Here is a 15,564-nt window from a genome sequence, read left to right on the forward strand (position 1 = left end):
AAGATTTGCCATGAGCGCATGCATTCTATATATCGAGGATGACCGGGAGATCGGCGGGTGGGTCAGTGAGTTTCTCAAGGACAAGGGGTATGAGGTGCGGTGGCTGCTCAGCGGAGAGAAGGCCGTAGGGGAAGCAGCTTCGTGTGCGGTCGTTGTTCTGGATGTTATGCTTCCGGGACTAGACGGCTTTACAGTCGGGCAGCGTCTCAAAAAGGCGTATCCCGGACTTCCCATCCTGATGCTATCGGCTCGAACCTCCATTGACGATAAGCTGCAGGGGCTTGAGTTCGCCGATGATTACTTGACGAAGCCTTTCCACCCGGACGAGCTGGCTGCCCGTCTCGAGGTGCTTCTGCGTCGATCCGTCGTCAAATCCGCGGAGCCCATGAGAGTGAAGCACTTATCGGTATACGAAGCCGAGAATCGGATCGTGAACGAGGATACCGGCGAGGAGACGCTGCTGACCGGTAAACAGCATCAAATTTTCATGTACCTGCTCCAGCACCAGGGGCGTGTCATGACCAAGGAGCAAATATATGAGTCGGTCTGGGGAGAGTCATATATCGAAGGGGACAAGACGCTGATGGTCCATATCCGGTATCTGCGCGAGAAGCTGGAGCGGGATCCCGCCAACCCGGAGATTATTGAGACGGTCCGAGGGCTTGGTTATCGGGTGAGAGCATGAGATGGAGAAAGAAGCAGGGCAGGTTCCGCAATTCGCTGACCAACCGGTATTTGCTGTTGATTTTGATGGCGATGATCTTCATGCCGATCATGTTTCCGTTAGCGTCGATTTTTTACTGGTTCGTGAACGATACCTTCTCGGACCGTCCGCCGACCCCTGCAGGGAAATATACCAGCGGTGCCGCGTTAGAGAGAATGTGGCACGAGGAAGCAGCCGGATTAAGCGGAGCTTCGTCGGAGGTCATTGAGCAGAAGCTGAATTCGATACGGCAGGAGTATCCGGAGATCTCTATGTTTTGGGTGGATGGCGGCAATGAGACCAGGCTGCAGCTGCCGATGCAGTCTAACCTGCCCGAGGTATGGAGCGCGCTCTATACCGTGCAATTTATGAAAAACTCCAGGGATAGCGACCCGTTCACTTCCGTGGCTTTTATCGGGGGAGAGGGATCGGGAGAAGGATTCATGGTCATGCAGCTGCCGAGAAAATACCTGAATGTCCAGCAGCCCATTGCGAGCGAAACAGCGATGTACGGGGTGTTCACAGCTTCGATGTCCGGCCTGTTCATTCTGGTCTCCTGGCTGTTCTTCGTGCGTATTCGCAAGCGGTTGCTGCGGCTTCGTACTGCTATGAAGTCGTCCCATACGGTGACGGGCATACCCCAGCCGGTTACGTTAACCAAGTATGACGAGATTGGGCAGCTGGAAGAGGGCTATAACGATATGGTCATCCAGTTGGAAGAGGGGCAGCGCCGCCAGCGCGAGGAAGAAGAGCTGCGCAAATCCCTGATCGCCAATCTGTCTCATGATCTGAGAACCCCCCTGACGGTGATTCGAAGCCATATTTTCTCTATGGAGCGGGAGCCGCTGAGCCCGAAGGGGAAAGAATCGCTGTCACTCATTGAATCGAAAATCGCGGATTTAGGCGGCCTGATCGACAACCTGTTGTCCTACAACCTGCTCACCAGCGGCAGAGTGCAGCTGAGCATGGAGCCAACCGACGTTCTGCGAATCGTCAAGGAAAGCGCAGCGGCCTGGTACCCCGTGTGGGAGAAGGCAGGAATCGAACCCGAGATCCAGGTGCGCGACGAGCCGCTGAGCTGGAACGTGGATGTGCTGTGGTTCCGCCGACTTCTTGATAATCTGTTTCAAAATGTCGTCCGCCACGCGAAATCCGGGCAATACATCGGAATACATACCGAGGAGAGAGAAGGGCTTGAGGGCGTGCTTGTCATTTCGGATCACGGACCTGGAATCGAAAGCGATTCCGGCAACAAGGGCACAGGCATCGGCCTGGCCATCGTGGATCACCTGACAAGGGAAATGGGACTTGGATGCCATGTGGTAAGCTCGGATGAGGGAACGAGGATCAGCATCTGGAAGCGGTGATGAATCAGGGAGTGCATGCTGACGAAGAGCGAGATAGTTTCTAGCGGAAGGTATACGCAATTCAGTAACCTCTCAGTTATAAGCATTAATATGTGGAGGTTTTAAACCACCCAAGGCTGTTCTTAGAAAGTTATTTCAAATCGTTGGATATATACGAGAAGGAACCGGAATTTGCTGGTTCCTTTTTTGGTTGCGGAATATACATAAGCGTGCGTGTTCCGAGGCATTCTTGGAATGGCTGTCGACCCTATGTGATTTAAAAAGTGACGGGGTAGGCATTTTTGGTTTAAGGTACGATGATTGTACTCTCAAGTTTAAACGGTGAACTTCTACGTGTACACCAGCGGAGGGGACGGAATCGTTGCTGGAGAAGCGAAGCGTTCGCCTTTAAAACCGGGAAACCACCGCTGAACAAATTCCAGTTTCCCGGTTTTAACAGCGATCGGAAGAACGATCCGGCACTGGAGCGGCCTCAGCTGCGCGAAGCTACTCTAGCTCTTTTCACGAAGTCATTCCTATCTGCACGAAGCTCCAGCGACAGAGATCCACGAAAATTCCCACGATGGTGGCAGACACTCCGAAACCGTTTGGATAGCCTGCCAGCTTTTTTAAAGTAAATTTAAACTTGAGGCCGACCGGCATTTAACCTTGGACAGGTAGGATATTACCTGAGGTGATGAACGTGACGGAACTCGTCATTCAAACGAAAGGCTTATATAAAATATACAAAAAGCGAGCAGCAGTCGTAGATTTGAACCTGGAGATCGCACGCGGCGACATTTATGGCTTCCTTGGACCGAACGGCGCCGGGAAAACAACGACCATCCGCATGCTGCTCGGACTCATTCAACCGACTCGCGGCGCGATTCATTTGTTCGGCAAGGATTTGAAAAGTGAAAAAATGGACATTTTGCGCCGGACCGGATCACTCGTGGAGTATCCTTCGTATTACGGCCATTTGACGGCCGTTGAGAATCTGGAAGCGATTCGCCGGATCACCGGCGGGCCGAAGTCCCGCATCTCGGAAGTGCTGGAGATCGTCTCCTTGACGAAGGAGGCCAAGCGCCCGGTCAAGGGATACTCGCTTGGGATGAAGCAGCGTCTTGGCATCGCGGCTGCCCTGCTGAACAATCCGGAGCTGCTCATTCTGGATGAGCCGACCAACGGCCTGGATCCGTCCGGCATACATGAAATCCGGGAGCTGATCAAGAATATGCCGCGCCAATACGGCATTACCGTGCTGGTATCCAGTCACCTGCTGGGCGAGGTCGAGCAGATGGCGGACAAAGTCGGCATTATCCGTGAAGGAAGGATGGTGTTCCAGGATACGATCGATAATCTGGTATCCACGGCTTCCAGCGGTTTCCGTTTATCGGTATCCGAGCCGGAGTTAGCACTCGGCTTGGCACTGGACCTGGGCTGCGAAGGAGTCCTGCGTAATCAGATGCTGGAGCTGGAAAGCATGCAGGACGCGAAGATTGCGCTGCTCGTGAAGCGGCTCGTGGAGAATCAGCACGCGGTGTACCGGGTGGAAGAGCAGCGGAGGTCGCTCGAGGATATTTTCATGCAGATCGTAGGGGAGGGAAGCCGGGTATGATGTTCCGTGCGCTTTCCGCCGATTGGCTGAAAATCCGGGGCAAGGGCATTTGGTTTCTCGCTGCGCTCGGTCCCATCGGGCTGGCAGCGATGCAAGGGCTGAACTTCGGACTTCGCTATGATTACCTGATGAAATCCTACGCGGCAGATCCTTGGGGCGGGCTGCTGGAGAACGTGCTGTTTTTTGTACCGATTGCCCTCTTTCTTGGAATCACACTGGTCTGCTCGCTAATGGCCAACGTGGAGCATCAGCTGAGCTCGTGGAAACAGCTGCTGGCATTGCCTATATCCAGAACGGCGGTATTCAGCGCCAAGTTCGTACAGGCCTTCCTCATTCTCTGCGTATCCTGTCTCCTTCTGTCGATCAGTACCGCCGTGCTCGGCATCATACTGGGGATGGGGGCAGAGCAAATGCCGTATATGGATCTGCTGCGCATTGGCTTTGTACAGCTATTTGCGGCACTTCCCATGCTGGCTTTTCAGCTGTGGCTCTCATTGACACTCAAGAACCAGGGGATTGCGGTCGGAATTGGGATTACCGCCTCTGTCGTATCGATGTTTGCCCTGCAATTCCCCGATTGGATGCCGCTAAAGTGGCCGCTGCTGGCTTATATGGGGCCGGGCGAAGTCAAGGTCATCGCAGCGGGTTTGCTGCTGGGCGCGGTCATAACGTGCGTTGGCCTGATTCATTTTAACCGAAAGGATGTGGACTAAGATGACATCCTATAGAAGAGCGGTGTCCGCAGAGTGGCTAAAACTGTCGAAATCGAAGCTATGGCCGCAAATCTTCTTGTGTGCGATTCTGGTCATGCTGCTTGGCATATTAAATGGAAAGCCTGAGGAGCTTGCGCCATGGGAGTATTTGATCAGCATTATGATCATCCTGCATGCGATGCTGCTGCTCCCGATTCTGACGGGGATTTTTAGTGCCATGGTGTGTCGGTATGAGCATTCGGGCGGGGGATGGAAGCAGCTGCTTGTCCTGCCGGTTTCACGCGGCACCGTCTATTTTGCGAAGTTCTCGGTGGTAGCCATGCTGCTGGCCGTCGTCCAGTTACTGTTCATGGGAGCCGTGCTGGGAGCCGGTTTGATCCACAAGGTGGATGCTCCGATTCCGTGGGAAATGCTGCTGCGTTGCCTGCTTGGCGGTTGGGTTGCTTGCTTGCCGCTTGCCGCGCTGCAGCTTGGAGTCTCCACGGCCTGGAGCAGTTTTGCCGCTCCGCTGGCATTGAACGTTGTTTTTACCATACCGAACATGCTGGTAGCCAACTCGCAGACGTATGCCCCATACTATCCGTGGACGCAGCCGTTTCTGGCGATGATGCCGGCGGGTCAAGCCGATTTCGGCGCATTCAACCTGCCGTTCGAAAGCCTCATGACCGTCGTGGTTGGCGGGTTTCTACTGTTCTTTCTTGCAGGCTTCATCTATTTTCAGCGGAAAGAGGTGTAAGCATTCAGAACCGGAAAAACCGGTTAATGCATGACAAAGAGCTGCCCCAGGCCCTTTTGGCCTGTTGGGGCAGCTCTTTTTTGTTTTCCTAATGTGTAACGAACTCTTGATTTCGCTATTGAGGCAAGTCCACCCACTCATAAGGGGTGTCAGCGGCCTTCAATCCATACTCGATCATCGTGATGACGGCGACCGTTTCTGCCGGGTTGACGGCAGGCTCGCCCGTTTCGAAGAAATTCACCAGATTCTCGATGAACAAGGCGAAGAAATTCGAATTCGCGGTGACCTGCTTGAAGCCCCCGTCGCCATTCTTTATCCCCAAGGTAAAAGGACAATTATCCCCAAGATGATTCACGGTGGCTTGTCGCCCGTCTCCGAAATCGATCAGCAGGGCAGGGGAGTCAGGCGTTCCGATATACATCACCCGCTTCGGGCTGGTCCCCATCAGGCTGACGATCGGCTCGATTTGATGGATCGAATAATTGGCGAAGGCGCCCGGTCCCCAGCTGCTGATCGTTTGAATATCGCTTCGGTCCAGCTCGCGGTATTCGCTGGCAAAACGCAGGGCGGACGTCGAATACATCGGCGTTCCGTGCTTTGCGGCCAGGTCGAACAGGCGGATGGCCGTTTCGCGGTCAGGCGCGAAGGTTTTATCGATATAGGTCGGCTTGCCGGATTGCAGAGGCAGCTGGGACAGCTCCTCATGGAATTCCGGGTTATCCGGGGACAGCACGATCAGGTAATCGCTGCGCTCCACCACCTCTTCGATCGTGGGCAGCAGCTCAATTCCATACTCCTTGCTCCAGGCAGCGTTCGTAAGCCCGTTCTCTTTGTCTCTTTTGCCGTAGGCGTACACGACCTTCATGGCATGTTTCGATGCCTGCTCAATCCACCCGGGATATTTGTTCGCATGGAATTGGTCCAGATGCAGGTCGATGAATCCGATTTTTTTCATGATAAAAGGGCCTCCCTGGCGTTCGAACTATAGGTTATAGGCTGTTCTGGGCAACGGGCTGCAGCGAAACCTCCGCGCCTTGGTCGGACGAGTCGTAAATCGCCTGGATGATCTGGGAGGAGAGGATGACCGTATCGATATGCGAAGGCTGCTTCTCCCCGGTTTGAATGCAGCGGATGAACCCGTCGATCTCATTCTGGAACATGCTGCCGAGATTGAATTTCGGCGTGGTTTCGATCAATGCGCCGTCCTCCGTGGTGTAGAAGGTGAAGTCCGCGCCGTATTTCAGCCGGATGCCGCCTTTGTCGCCGAGGAAGTCGATGAACATCTCTTCGGCGCCGATATTTTGCGCCCATGCGCCGTTCAGGGAAATGGTCGGGCCTTCCGTGCGGACGAGGGCCGTGACAAAATCGTCGACGTCATACGTGCCGTCATATTTCGGCGGACCTGCCCACATTTTGAGGAAGGTGTAATTCTCCATGTCTTTGCCCAGCTTGCAGTAAGCCTGGCCGGAGACGGTCTTCGGCTTCGGATCGCCCGTACAGTACATCACGACATCGAGGAAGTGAACGCCCCAATCGATAAGCGCGCCGCCGCCGGCAATGGCTTTGGTCGTGAAGGCGCCGCCGAGACCCGGGATCGAGCGGTGCGAACGGAAGCTGGCATATACGTGATACAGCTCGCCGAGATCGCCGTTTTGGATCATTTTTCTGATTCTGTTTACGCTTTCATTGTAACGGTTGACCACTCCGATATTGAGCGTTTTGCCCGTTTCGTGCTGAACCTTCTGCATTTCCAGCGCTTCTGCGTAGGTGCGGGCTGCCGGTTTTTCGCATAATACATGCTTTCCTGCCCGCAAGCAATCGATGGCGATGGAAGCATGAACGTCATTCGGCGTACAGATCGATACCGCGTCGACCTCAGGGTCGTTCAGGATCTGGTTGTAATCTTCGATGGCTTGGCCGCATTCGTATTTGGCGACGGCGGCGTCGGCCCGATCCTTCACGATATCGCAGAAATATTTGATCTCGGCATCTTCGTTGGCCATGTAGGCGGGGATATGGGCACTGTTCGCAATCGTGCCGCAGCCAATCACGGCAATTGTAATTTTGTTCATCGGTTCTCCTCCAAAATCGTGGATTGATGATGCTGTGATGACATAAGCCTGTCGCTTGATTCTTCGTTATTGCTTGCCCCGAGTATAGCATGTGAGCGATCGCTTCGATTTCACTATCGTGTTTATTTATTGGATTATCGTACCGGGGTGTTAGTCCACGGTTTTAAAAGCGTTCTTTTTATAGTAGGCAGGGGTCGTTCCCGTGTATTTCTTGAAAATGCGGCAGAAGTAGGGTAGCTCGTTAAACCCGACCTTGAAGCATACATCGGTTACCGTCAGCTCGGGCTCCGTCAGCAGTCGCATAGCCATCCGTATCCGATAGTTGGCCAAGTACTGGCTGAAGGTCCAGCCGGTCACCTCCTTGAACCGCCGGCAGAAGCTCGTTCGGGACATCATCGTCCGCGCACAGAGATCCTCCAGCCATAGAGGCTGGTCGTAATGGTCGTGAATATATTGAACGGATTCCAATATGGGCTCCCGGTACGGGGCGCTGCCCGCGGTTACCGCTGTATGCTTGCCTTGCTCGGCATGCTCGCGGTTTACGATTGCCAGCAGCTTCAGCAGATTTGCCTTCAGCAGAATATCGAAGAATGGACCCCGGCCTCCGAACTCGGCCAGCATTTCGGTTAGGAGTTCCTTTACGGCGAGGTCGCTGCCGCCGGTCAAGGTGATTTTGAGCGGGACCCGGTCTTCGGTCGTGACAAAAGGCTTGATGAAGGAAAGGTCGAACAGCTGCGGCTCAGCCGGCATACCCTCCAATCGTTCGTTAATGAAGGCCGGCATGAATTCGCACCCGAGCACCTCCAGTTCTTTCCCGGGAACCATCTCCACGCGATGAACGCTGTAAGGAGGGAGCACGAATATATTGCCCTGGACCATCCGGTATTTTTGACCATAGAGCGTATGGATGAATTCGCCTTTGCTGACATACCAGATCTGCAGATAATCGTGCATATGATCGGACAAACTCCCGAACTTTTCGGTAATGCGGTACATTTTGCAGGGCAGGCCATTCGCCATCTCCAGCTCCGACGTAAAGTAGGCGATTCCTCTTCGGGTGCATTCGGCGATATCCGGTTCCAGCCAGTGGATAGCCATCGTTTTTTTCCTCCTCACGTACGTTTCGATCCTGTTATTCATAGCATAACTGATTAAGGACATGAAGGAAGAGAAAAAGCAGAAAAAAGTGAGCTGATCATGCGCATCATGTCCATTGATCGATGTGATGAGGATGCCCTTAATAAAGAGGTGAACAAGTGCATTCTTTTGGCTAGGCGAGGGGCATGATCTAGAAAGTGAGACCTTCCATAGATGTTTCCCGTTGATGGCGTGATTCAAAATAACTAAAGATCAATCCCCTTTAAGCGTGCGAAGATCAAGTTTCGTACAGCAAAGAGCCGAGGAAACCTGAAGCACAGGTAAACCTCGGCTCTTTTTTCGTTACGGGCAAAACTCCTTCAGCATCTGCTCCTTCACTTCTTCAATGGGGAAGTGCTGGGGATAGGTGGATATCATCAGCATGATGCCCTGCAGGGTAGAAGAAAAGTACAAGGAGCGCTTGCGCGGCTCGGGAACCCCGAGGCTTTCGAATATGCGGCACTGAATCTCAAATTGCCGTGCAGCCTCTTCCACAAGACGCTTGCTGTAGGGAAACAGCTCTTGATCCGCTTCGGGCTGGGTTTGAAGATGCAAGTAAAAACGGAATACTTCCGGCTGCCGATCGACGTTGTCGATGGCTTGCTCCAAAATATATTTCAGCTGATCTGCAGGTGCTTGGAGCGAAGCGGCATTCTCTATGACTTCGGCAACGCCTGCGATTCGCTCCTCGACCATAGCGGCAAGCAGTCCTTCCTTGCCTGAAAAATAGTTATAGAGCAGCCCTTTGGAAATGCCGGCTTGCTTGGCTACATCACTAATGGAAGTGGCATGGTAGCCCTGATGGATAAACAAATCCATGGCGGCTTCTAAAATCTTCTCTTTCGCCATCTGGCGTATGCGTTCGTTCTCGCTGGGTGAGCGTGGCATAAAATCTTCATTCCTTCACGAAAGAATACCTAATCAATCTCCAATCATTTACAGCGCTTGATGAGATTTATTTTAGTATTGAATGAATGATTGGTCAATATTAATACAGAATCGGATCATAAGTTGCTTCTCGGAGCTGGAAGCGCATTGTGAATTTTACTGTGAATTAATTCACTAATATTGATTGTGAATTATGTTACAATCGAAAAAAATAACTTTGCGGATGAGGAGGAACGGACGATGGCTCGTTATTTTAACGGTAAAGAAGTGGAACTGTTGGCTCCTGCCGGAACATTCGAGATATTCAAAACCGTCATTGACGCAAACTGCGATGCCGTATATTTCGGGGGACCATCCTTGAACATGCGCATGATGCGCAAGGGCTATAACTTAAGTTATGAGGAAGTCAAGGAAGCCGTCCAGTTGGCCCATGAGCGTGGTAAACGTGCCTACATTACAGTGAACAACCTGATGGATGAGGAGGATCTGGAGGAAGCGAAGCGTTATTTCGCCTTTTTGAACGAGATTGGTCCAGATGCCATTATCGCACAGGATCTGGCCGTATTTCCTCTGATTCAGGAGATGAACTATACCCATATTCCGGTTCACTCCTCGGTCATGATGAATGTGCACAATCTGGAGATGATTGAAGCCGTCAAGGCATTGGGCGTTTCCCGCATCGTGGCTTCCCGGGAGATGGACCTGAAGACGGCGGAGGTGCTGCACACTAGGAGCGGAATGGAGTTCGAGTATTTTGTGCACGGCGATATGTGCACCGTTCACGGCGCTAACTGCCTGTACAGTTCCATGCTGTTTGGCAACAGCTCCAATCGGGGACGATGCATGAAGCCCTGCCGCTGGGATTATCGGGTGAAAAAAGACGGCTACCTCTATCCTACCGAGTACCCGCTAGCGGCGAAAGATATGTATATGTACGAGCATATTCCGGAGCTGATCAAGTCCGGCATTACCAGCTTTAAAATTGAAGGACGCATGAGAGACATCGAATTTTTGCTGATGGTCGTTAATTCTTACGGAGATGCCATTGATCGTTACATTGCGGATCCGCTGGGCTTTAACCGCGAAGACGGGGCGGATACGCTGCATAAAAACCGGAAGCGCGATTTCACGACCGCTTATGCCTTTGACAAGCCGGGACTAGCGTTCATCAATCGCCGTTATGAGGGAACAGGCAAGTTTTACAGTACGGGGAAGGTGTTCAGCACGCCTACCGCGGAACGCGAGATGAAGGAGGAGCGGGTGCTCCAGGTGAAGGAATCGCTTCGTCATGCGAAGCGGGAGCAGCCGGGCACGTCGATTCCGCAAATTACGGTGCATGTCAACTCGGTGGAGCAGGCCCGAGCGGCAATAGAAGAAGGGGCGGACGTCATCTATCTGACAGGCGACGTGTTCCAGCCGGATCGTCCTTTCGGCCGTGAGGATATCGAAGCTTTGACGGCGGATAAAGGGAATGCCGAAATGATTCTTGGCATGCCGCGCATGATGAATGAGCTGCATATGGAGCAGTACCATCATTTCCTCGCCGAGGGTAAAAAGCATAAGTTTTACGGCCTGGATGGCTTGCTTGCCTCCAATATCGGTGCTATGCACAAGTTTCAATCCCTAGGGCTGCCGATGATTGCCGATTTCAGCCTGAATATATACAACCATATGGCGGCTTCGTTTTATCAGAAGCATTTTGGCATATCCAGAATCATTCCGTCCCTTGAGCTTCAGCTCCATGATTTGACGAAATTGCTGCGTCATCCGGAGATTCCCCTCGAGGTCATCGTCCACGGATCGCCCATCGTCATGTATCTGGAGCATGACCTGTACGCCAATGCGGCAGAGTTTGAGCCCATAGCTGAAGAGGATAACCGGTTCGTGGATAACCTACATCTCGTACTGCTTACGGATAAAGGGGAGAACCCTGTATACCGGGATGCCGCAGGGCGTAACCACTTGGCACTGGCAAAAGAGCTTTGCTTCATGCCGTTCTTGAAGGAGCTGCACGAAGCGGGCGTGAATCACTTCCGCATTGAAGGGAAGACGTATACGACGGAGCAGCTTCGCGGCCTGGTTCGGATATATCGTCAAGCTGCCCTGAACCTGGACTCATGCGGCAGGTTGTATCAAGACATGACACCGATCTATGCCGGTTATACACTGGGTTCGCTCCAATTCGGCCATGCCATGCAGCTTGAGCTGACGGAAGTATGAGATGAGCTTCAAAACGGAGTATGAGGATTAACCCGACATAAGTCATTCGTTTGACATATCTTCCCGGAACATGGGGAACAAGAGAACAATTCAAAGAGGTGAATATCCATGAGGCATGCAGATCAGACGTATATCGGTCCGGAAGCTATCGTGACAAAGCGTCGGGAATACGGCTACCCTTGCACGGCCAATTTCTATAAAGAGCCGCCCCAGATCATCAGCGGCAAGATGCATAAACTTTACGGGCATGATGGCAAAGCGTATGTCGACTTCTTTACGGGGGTGTCGGTTGTCGCCTGCGGCCACTGCAATGAAGCCATTACGGCAAGAACGGTCGAACAGCTGCAGATGCTGCAGCATACGTCAACCATTTACCTTACCCAGCCGATGGCAGATTTGGCGGAGCGGTTGGCAAACGGCGTTTTGCCTGGCAACCTAAAGCGAACGTTCTTTGTAAACAGCGGCTCCGAAGCGAATGAAGGCGCGCTGCTTGTCGCCCGTCTGCACACGAAACGCCGCCATTTTCTGGCGCTGGAATACGGCCTTCATGGCCGCACCTTCCTGACCATGAACGTGACCGGCATCCCGATGTGGCGTGCCGATGATTTCCTGGACCAGGAAGTGGCTACGTTTATTCCGCGTCCCTATGATCCTGCCATGGATCAGGATGCTGCCGCTCGCCGTTCCCTGGATGCGTTGGCGAGTGTGCTCGCTGCGAAGGGAGATACCTTCGCAGCCATGATCGTGGAACCGATCCAAGGCAACGGGGGAATGATCGTGCCGCCGGATTGGTATTTCCGTGAGCTGAAGGCGATGCTGGAGGAGCATGGCATTCTCCTGATTGCCGACGAAATTCAGACGGGCTGCGGCCGCACGGGACGCATGTTCGCGATCGAGCATTACGGCATCGTGCCTGATATTCTTACCATGGCCAAGGCACTAGGCAATGGCGTGCCGATCGGCGCCTTTTCCACGACGGACGAGATCGCCGCCAGTCTGGATCGGCCTTCCGCCTCGACCTTTGGCGGCAACCCGGTATCATCCGTCACGGCGCTTGCCGTCTTGGATTACATCGAACAGCAGGGCCTGGTTGAGCGTTCCCGGCGCGTTGGCGGGCGGCTCATCGAAGGTTTAGGGGAACTGCAAGGCCGATATAAGATAATCGCCGATGTCCGAGGCAAGGGCTTTATGGCCGGGGCCGAAATCCATGGAGCGACCGAAGAGGAAAGCGCAGCATGGACGGATATCATTCTGGAGCGCATGAAGGAAGAAGGATTTATTATCGGCAAAAATGGGGTGGGCCGAAACGTGCTGGCTTTCCAGCCGGCCATGATGATTCCGGAGGAAGATATCGAGGCCATGCTCAGCGCGCTGGACAAGGTGCTGGCTGGGTTATCCCAATTCGTAAACGAATGAGGTTGGATTCGGATGCAGATGATGTATAAAGTCGTTCATAAGACCAAAATGTTCGGAGAACTGGTGATGTTCTCCCACACGCTGTTCTCGCTGCCCTTCGCCATCATTTCCATGATCTGGGCCGCGGACGGCGTACCGTCATGGCATGTCATGCTGTGGTCGTTGATTGCGCTGGTTGCCGCACGCAATGGGGCCAATGCCTTCAACCGCATCGCCGATTTGAAGTTTGATGCCGCTAACCCGCGGACGGCGAACCGCCATATGCCAAGAAAACTCCTGCTGCCTCGCGAAGTGTACGTATTTGTGGTCGTTAACTTTGCCATCTTTATTCTCGCGGCAGGGATGCTGAACCCGCTCTGCTTGGGACTCTCACCGGCAGCGATCGTGCTGATCTGCACGTACTCGTACACGAAGCGCTTCACCTGGCTGTGCCATCTGTACCTGGGCTTTACGATCGCTTCGGCTCCGATCGGGGCATGGTTTGCCGTAACGGGGCAATTCGCTTTCATTCCGTTTATCATCGGTACCGTCGTCATGCTGTGGATTGCAGGCTTCGATATCATCTACGCCACGCAGGATATCGAATTCGATCGCAGCACAGGCTTGTGGAGCATTCCCCGCGCGTTTGGTTTGGAAGGCGGGCTACTCATTTCTAGGGTGCTGCACGGGTTTATGGTCATCCTGCTGTTTTCCCTTTACTTTATCCAAGGCTTAGGCTGGCTCTACTTGGCGGGAATTGCCGTTTCGGTGATGCTGCTTGCCGTGGAGCATCGCATCATCAAGCCTTCCAGCCGCAGACGGATGCACCTCGCCTCCTACAACCTGAATCAGGTGATTAGCTTGACGATTCTGCTCTTTACTTTGGCCGACCAATTTTTGCTCGGATAAAAAACTCCCTTCGACTGCCGGCCCGCATACTCGGGCTCGATGGCATTCAAAGGGAGTTTAGTGTTTTTATTGCCCGGCTTTCAAAATCGCAAAGCCGTAAGCAGGCAGCTTCACGGTCAGCTGACCCTGCTTAGCGCTAAGGCCTTCGCCGTTCCACAGGTTCGTCCATTGCTGGTCCTGCACAGGGACGGTTATCGTGTTGCCCGCCTTGTCGTTGTTGACGGCAATGAGGATCGTTTCGTTGTCGTCCTCACGCAGGTAAGCGATTTTGCCGCCATTCTTCTCGGCCTTCAAAAATTTGAAGGTTCCCGTGCGGAGAGCGGAATGCTCTTTGCGGAGCTTAATGAGCGTTTGGTAGAAATGGAACAGGTCCTTGTCATGCTTGGACTCGTCCCATTCCATGCATTTGCGGCAGCCCGGATCGTGTCCGCCGTCCATCCCGATTTCGTCGCCGTAATAGATGCAAGGCGTGCCGAAATACGTAAACTGGAACATCGCGGCCAGTTTCATCAGGCGTTTGTCGCCGTTCGCCTGCGTTAACAGTCTTGCGGTGTCATGGCTGTCCAGCAGGTTGAACATCACTTCGCTGGCTTGTCTCGGATAGCCGGCAAGCTGCTTGCCGAGCATGAACGAGAACTTCTCGGCATCGGCGGTACGGTTGATAAAGAAGTCCAGTACGGCATTCGTGAACGGGTAGTTCATCACGGCGTCAAACTGGTCGCCTTCCAGCCAGATGGAGGATTCATGCCACACTTCGCCAAGGATGTAAGCATCCGGGTTGGCTTTTTTCACGACTTGACGGAATTCGCGCCAGAAGCTGTGTCCCACCTCGTTGGCTACATCCAGACGCCAGCCGTCGATGCCCGTTTCCTTGATCCAGTACTCGGCAGCCTTGAGCAGATAAGCCCGGACTTCCGGATTCTCCGTGTTCAGCTTCGGCATCAGCGGCTCGAAAGCAAACGTATCGTAAGTCGGAATGCCATCCACCACTTCCAGCGGCAGGGAGCGAACGTAGAACCAATCCTTATATTTGGAGTTCAAACCGTTCTTCTGCACGTCAACGAACGGGGCAAACGTTCTGCCGGAATGATTGAAGACCGCATCCAGCAAGACGCGGATTCCGCGCGCGTGGCACAGATCGACCAGTTTCTTCAGCGTGTCCTTGTCGCCGAACTGCGGGTCGATTTCCATATAGTCTTCAGTATCGTATTTATGGTTTGTTGTTGCCGTGAACAGCGGCGTAAAGTAAATCGCGTTGACGCCGAGCTCGCTTAAATGGTCAAGATGGTCGATAACCCCCTGAAGGTCACCGCCGAAGAAGTTCTTCGGCGTCGGTTCGGCACTGCCCCAAGGCAAAGTGCCATCCGGGTCATTGCTTGTATCTCCATTCGCGAAGCGTTCCGGGAAGATTTGATAGAAGATCGCGTCCTTGACCCATGCCGGCGGGTGGAAAACGTCATCCGGATTGATGAACGGGTATTCGAACAGGCGGTCCGGATTGGCCGGCGGCTCTGTCAGGAAATCGTATTCGGTCATCCAGCGCTTCTCGTCGCCCTGCTGGAGCAGGAAGCCGTATTTCAAACGGCGGTACGGAGGGGTTGCCTCGCACTCCCAATAATCGAACATTTCATCCGAAGACAGCTTGGTCATCGGAATATACTCCATCGTTTGATCCCACAGGTACTTGTCGCCTGCGAGGGCGTACACTTCGGTAAGGTCGTCTTTTTTGGTGCGGATTCTGAGATGGATGGTCGTGCCGTTATAAGCGTAGGACCAGTTTTTGCGCGGACGGTGATAGATGGCTTCCAAGAACATCGATAATTCCTC

At 53.3% G+C, this 15,564-nt stretch carries 13 protein-coding genes; 8 read left to right on the forward strand and 5 right to left on the reverse strand.

The features are described 5' to 3' along the window. The first annotated feature begins 10 nt into the window (after nucleotides 1–10). From AC0VZ8_RS03160 to AC0VZ8_RS03180, 5 genes are all read left to right on the forward strand, one after another. The gene (locus AC0VZ8_RS03160) at nucleotides 11–685 is read left to right on the forward strand and encodes a response regulator transcription factor (protein ID WP_071222186.1); all 675 of its coding nucleotides are present in this window, start codon (nucleotides 11–13) and stop codon (nucleotides 683–685) included. After that, complete coding sequence (locus AC0VZ8_RS03165; RefSeq protein ID WP_475486030.1) at nucleotides 682–2,070, forward strand: sensor histidine kinase; 1,389 nt, start codon at nucleotides 682–684, stop codon at nucleotides 2,068–2,070. Before AC0VZ8_RS03160 ends, AC0VZ8_RS03165 begins: the two co-directional genes overlap by 4 nt. A gap of 676 nt (nucleotides 2,071–2,746) precedes the next feature. Next, on the forward strand, nucleotides 2,747–3,667 hold the full coding sequence (locus AC0VZ8_RS03170; protein WP_475487632.1) for an ABC transporter ATP-binding protein: 921 nt from the start codon (nucleotides 2,747–2,749) through the stop codon (nucleotides 3,665–3,667). Further along, the gene (locus AC0VZ8_RS03175) at nucleotides 3,664–4,380 is read left to right on the forward strand and encodes an ABC transporter permease (RefSeq protein ID WP_475486031.1); all 717 of its coding nucleotides are present in this window, start codon (nucleotides 3,664–3,666) and stop codon (nucleotides 4,378–4,380) included. The genes AC0VZ8_RS03170 and AC0VZ8_RS03175 overlap by 4 nt, the downstream gene beginning before the upstream one ends. Nucleotide 4,381: 1 nt before the next feature. Continuing rightward, a complete protein-coding gene (locus AC0VZ8_RS03180) occupies nucleotides 4,382–5,116 on the forward strand; it encodes an ABC transporter permease (protein ID WP_071222183.1) in 735 nt (244 codons plus the stop codon). A gap of 115 nt (nucleotides 5,117–5,231) precedes the next feature. Here the strand turns inward: AC0VZ8_RS03180 and AC0VZ8_RS03185 are convergent, their stop codons facing one another. From AC0VZ8_RS03185 to AC0VZ8_RS03200, 4 genes are all read right to left on the reverse strand, one after another. Next, nucleotides 5,232–6,071: a Gfo/Idh/MocA family protein gene (locus tag AC0VZ8_RS03185; protein WP_475486032.1), complete on the reverse strand. Its 840-nt coding sequence runs from the start codon at nucleotides 6,069–6,071 to the stop codon at nucleotides 5,232–5,234. 34 nt (nucleotides 6,072–6,105) lie between these two features. Beyond that, a complete protein-coding gene (locus AC0VZ8_RS03190; protein WP_071222181.1) occupies nucleotides 6,106–7,188 on the reverse strand; it encodes a Gfo/Idh/MocA family protein in 1,083 nt (360 codons plus the stop codon). A 150-nt stretch (nucleotides 7,189–7,338) separates the two neighbouring features. Continuing rightward, entirely contained in the window at nucleotides 7,339–8,286 is a 948-nt protein-coding gene (locus tag AC0VZ8_RS03195) for a helix-turn-helix domain-containing protein (protein ID WP_475486033.1), read from the reverse strand. Between the two features lie 342 nt (nucleotides 8,287–8,628). Next, nucleotides 8,629–9,213: a TetR/AcrR family transcriptional regulator gene (locus tag AC0VZ8_RS03200; protein ID WP_071222179.1), complete on the reverse strand. Its 585-nt coding sequence runs from the start codon at nucleotides 9,211–9,213 to the stop codon at nucleotides 8,629–8,631. Nucleotides 9,214–9,453: 240 nt separating this feature from the next. On the opposite strand from AC0VZ8_RS03200, the gene AC0VZ8_RS03205 reads away from it, so the two are divergent. The 3 genes from AC0VZ8_RS03205 (at nucleotide 9,454) to AC0VZ8_RS03215 (ending at nucleotide 13,737) form a co-directional block, all read left to right on the forward strand. Then, entirely contained in the window at nucleotides 9,454–11,433 is a 1,980-nt protein-coding gene (locus tag AC0VZ8_RS03205; RefSeq protein ID WP_475486034.1) for a peptidase U32 family protein, read from the forward strand. Nucleotides 11,434–11,541: 108 nt separating this feature from the next. Next, entirely contained in the window at nucleotides 11,542–12,849 is a 1,308-nt protein-coding gene (locus tag AC0VZ8_RS03210; RefSeq protein WP_475486035.1) for an aspartate aminotransferase family protein, read from the forward strand. A gap of 12 nt (nucleotides 12,850–12,861) precedes the next feature. After that, a complete protein-coding gene (locus tag AC0VZ8_RS03215) occupies nucleotides 12,862–13,737 on the forward strand; it encodes a UbiA-like polyprenyltransferase (RefSeq protein WP_475486036.1) in 876 nt (291 codons plus the stop codon). A 66-nt stretch (nucleotides 13,738–13,803) separates the two neighbouring features. On the opposite strand, the gene AC0VZ8_RS03220 is transcribed toward AC0VZ8_RS03215, so the two are convergent. Beyond that, nucleotides 13,804–15,552, reverse strand: coding sequence for an alpha-glycosidase (locus AC0VZ8_RS03220; RefSeq protein WP_426202577.1), 1,749 nt, complete (start codon nucleotides 15,550–15,552; stop codon nucleotides 13,804–13,806). Between the last annotated feature and the right edge of the window lie 12 nt (nucleotides 15,553–15,564).

Source organism: Paenibacillus sp. QJM3NY_38, assembly GCF_056173265.1.

Bases quoted from the DNA above. Each gene is read 5' to 3' on its own strand.
- AC0VZ8_RS03160 (WP_071222186.1), top strand. From the start codon at position 11: ATGAGCGCATGCATTCTATATATCGAGGATGACCGGGAGATCGGCGGG.
- AC0VZ8_RS03165 (WP_475486030.1), top strand. From the start codon at position 682: ATGAGATGGAGAAAGAAGCAGGGCAGGTTCCGCAATTCGCTGACCAAC.
- AC0VZ8_RS03170 (WP_475487632.1), top strand. From the start codon at position 2,747: ATGAACGTGACGGAACTCGTCATTCAAACGAAAGGCTTATATAAAATA.
- AC0VZ8_RS03175 (WP_475486031.1), top strand. From the start codon at position 3,664: ATGATGTTCCGTGCGCTTTCCGCCGATTGGCTGAAAATCCGGGGCAAG.
- AC0VZ8_RS03180 (WP_071222183.1), top strand. From the start codon at position 4,382: ATGACATCCTATAGAAGAGCGGTGTCCGCAGAGTGGCTAAAACTGTCG.
- AC0VZ8_RS03185 (WP_475486032.1), bottom strand. From the start codon at position 6,071: ATGAAAAAAATCGGATTCATCGACCTGCATCTGGACCAATTCCATGCG.
- AC0VZ8_RS03190 (WP_071222181.1), bottom strand. From the start codon at position 7,188: ATGAACAAAATTACAATTGCCGTGATTGGCTGCGGCACGATTGCGAAC.
- AC0VZ8_RS03195 (WP_475486033.1), bottom strand. From the start codon at position 8,286: ATGGCTATCCACTGGCTGGAACCGGATATCGCCGAATGCACCCGAAGA.
- AC0VZ8_RS03200 (WP_071222179.1), bottom strand. From the start codon at position 9,213: ATGCCACGCTCACCCAGCGAGAACGAACGCATACGCCAGATGGCGAAA.
- AC0VZ8_RS03205 (WP_475486034.1), top strand. From the start codon at position 9,454: ATGGCTCGTTATTTTAACGGTAAAGAAGTGGAACTGTTGGCTCCTGCC.
- AC0VZ8_RS03210 (WP_475486035.1), top strand. From the start codon at position 11,542: ATGAGGCATGCAGATCAGACGTATATCGGTCCGGAAGCTATCGTGACA.
- AC0VZ8_RS03215 (WP_475486036.1), top strand. From the start codon at position 12,862: ATGCAGATGATGTATAAAGTCGTTCATAAGACCAAAATGTTCGGAGAA.
- AC0VZ8_RS03220 (WP_426202577.1), bottom strand. From the start codon at position 15,552: ATGTTCTTGGAAGCCATCTATCACCGTCCGCGCAAAAACTGGTCCTAC.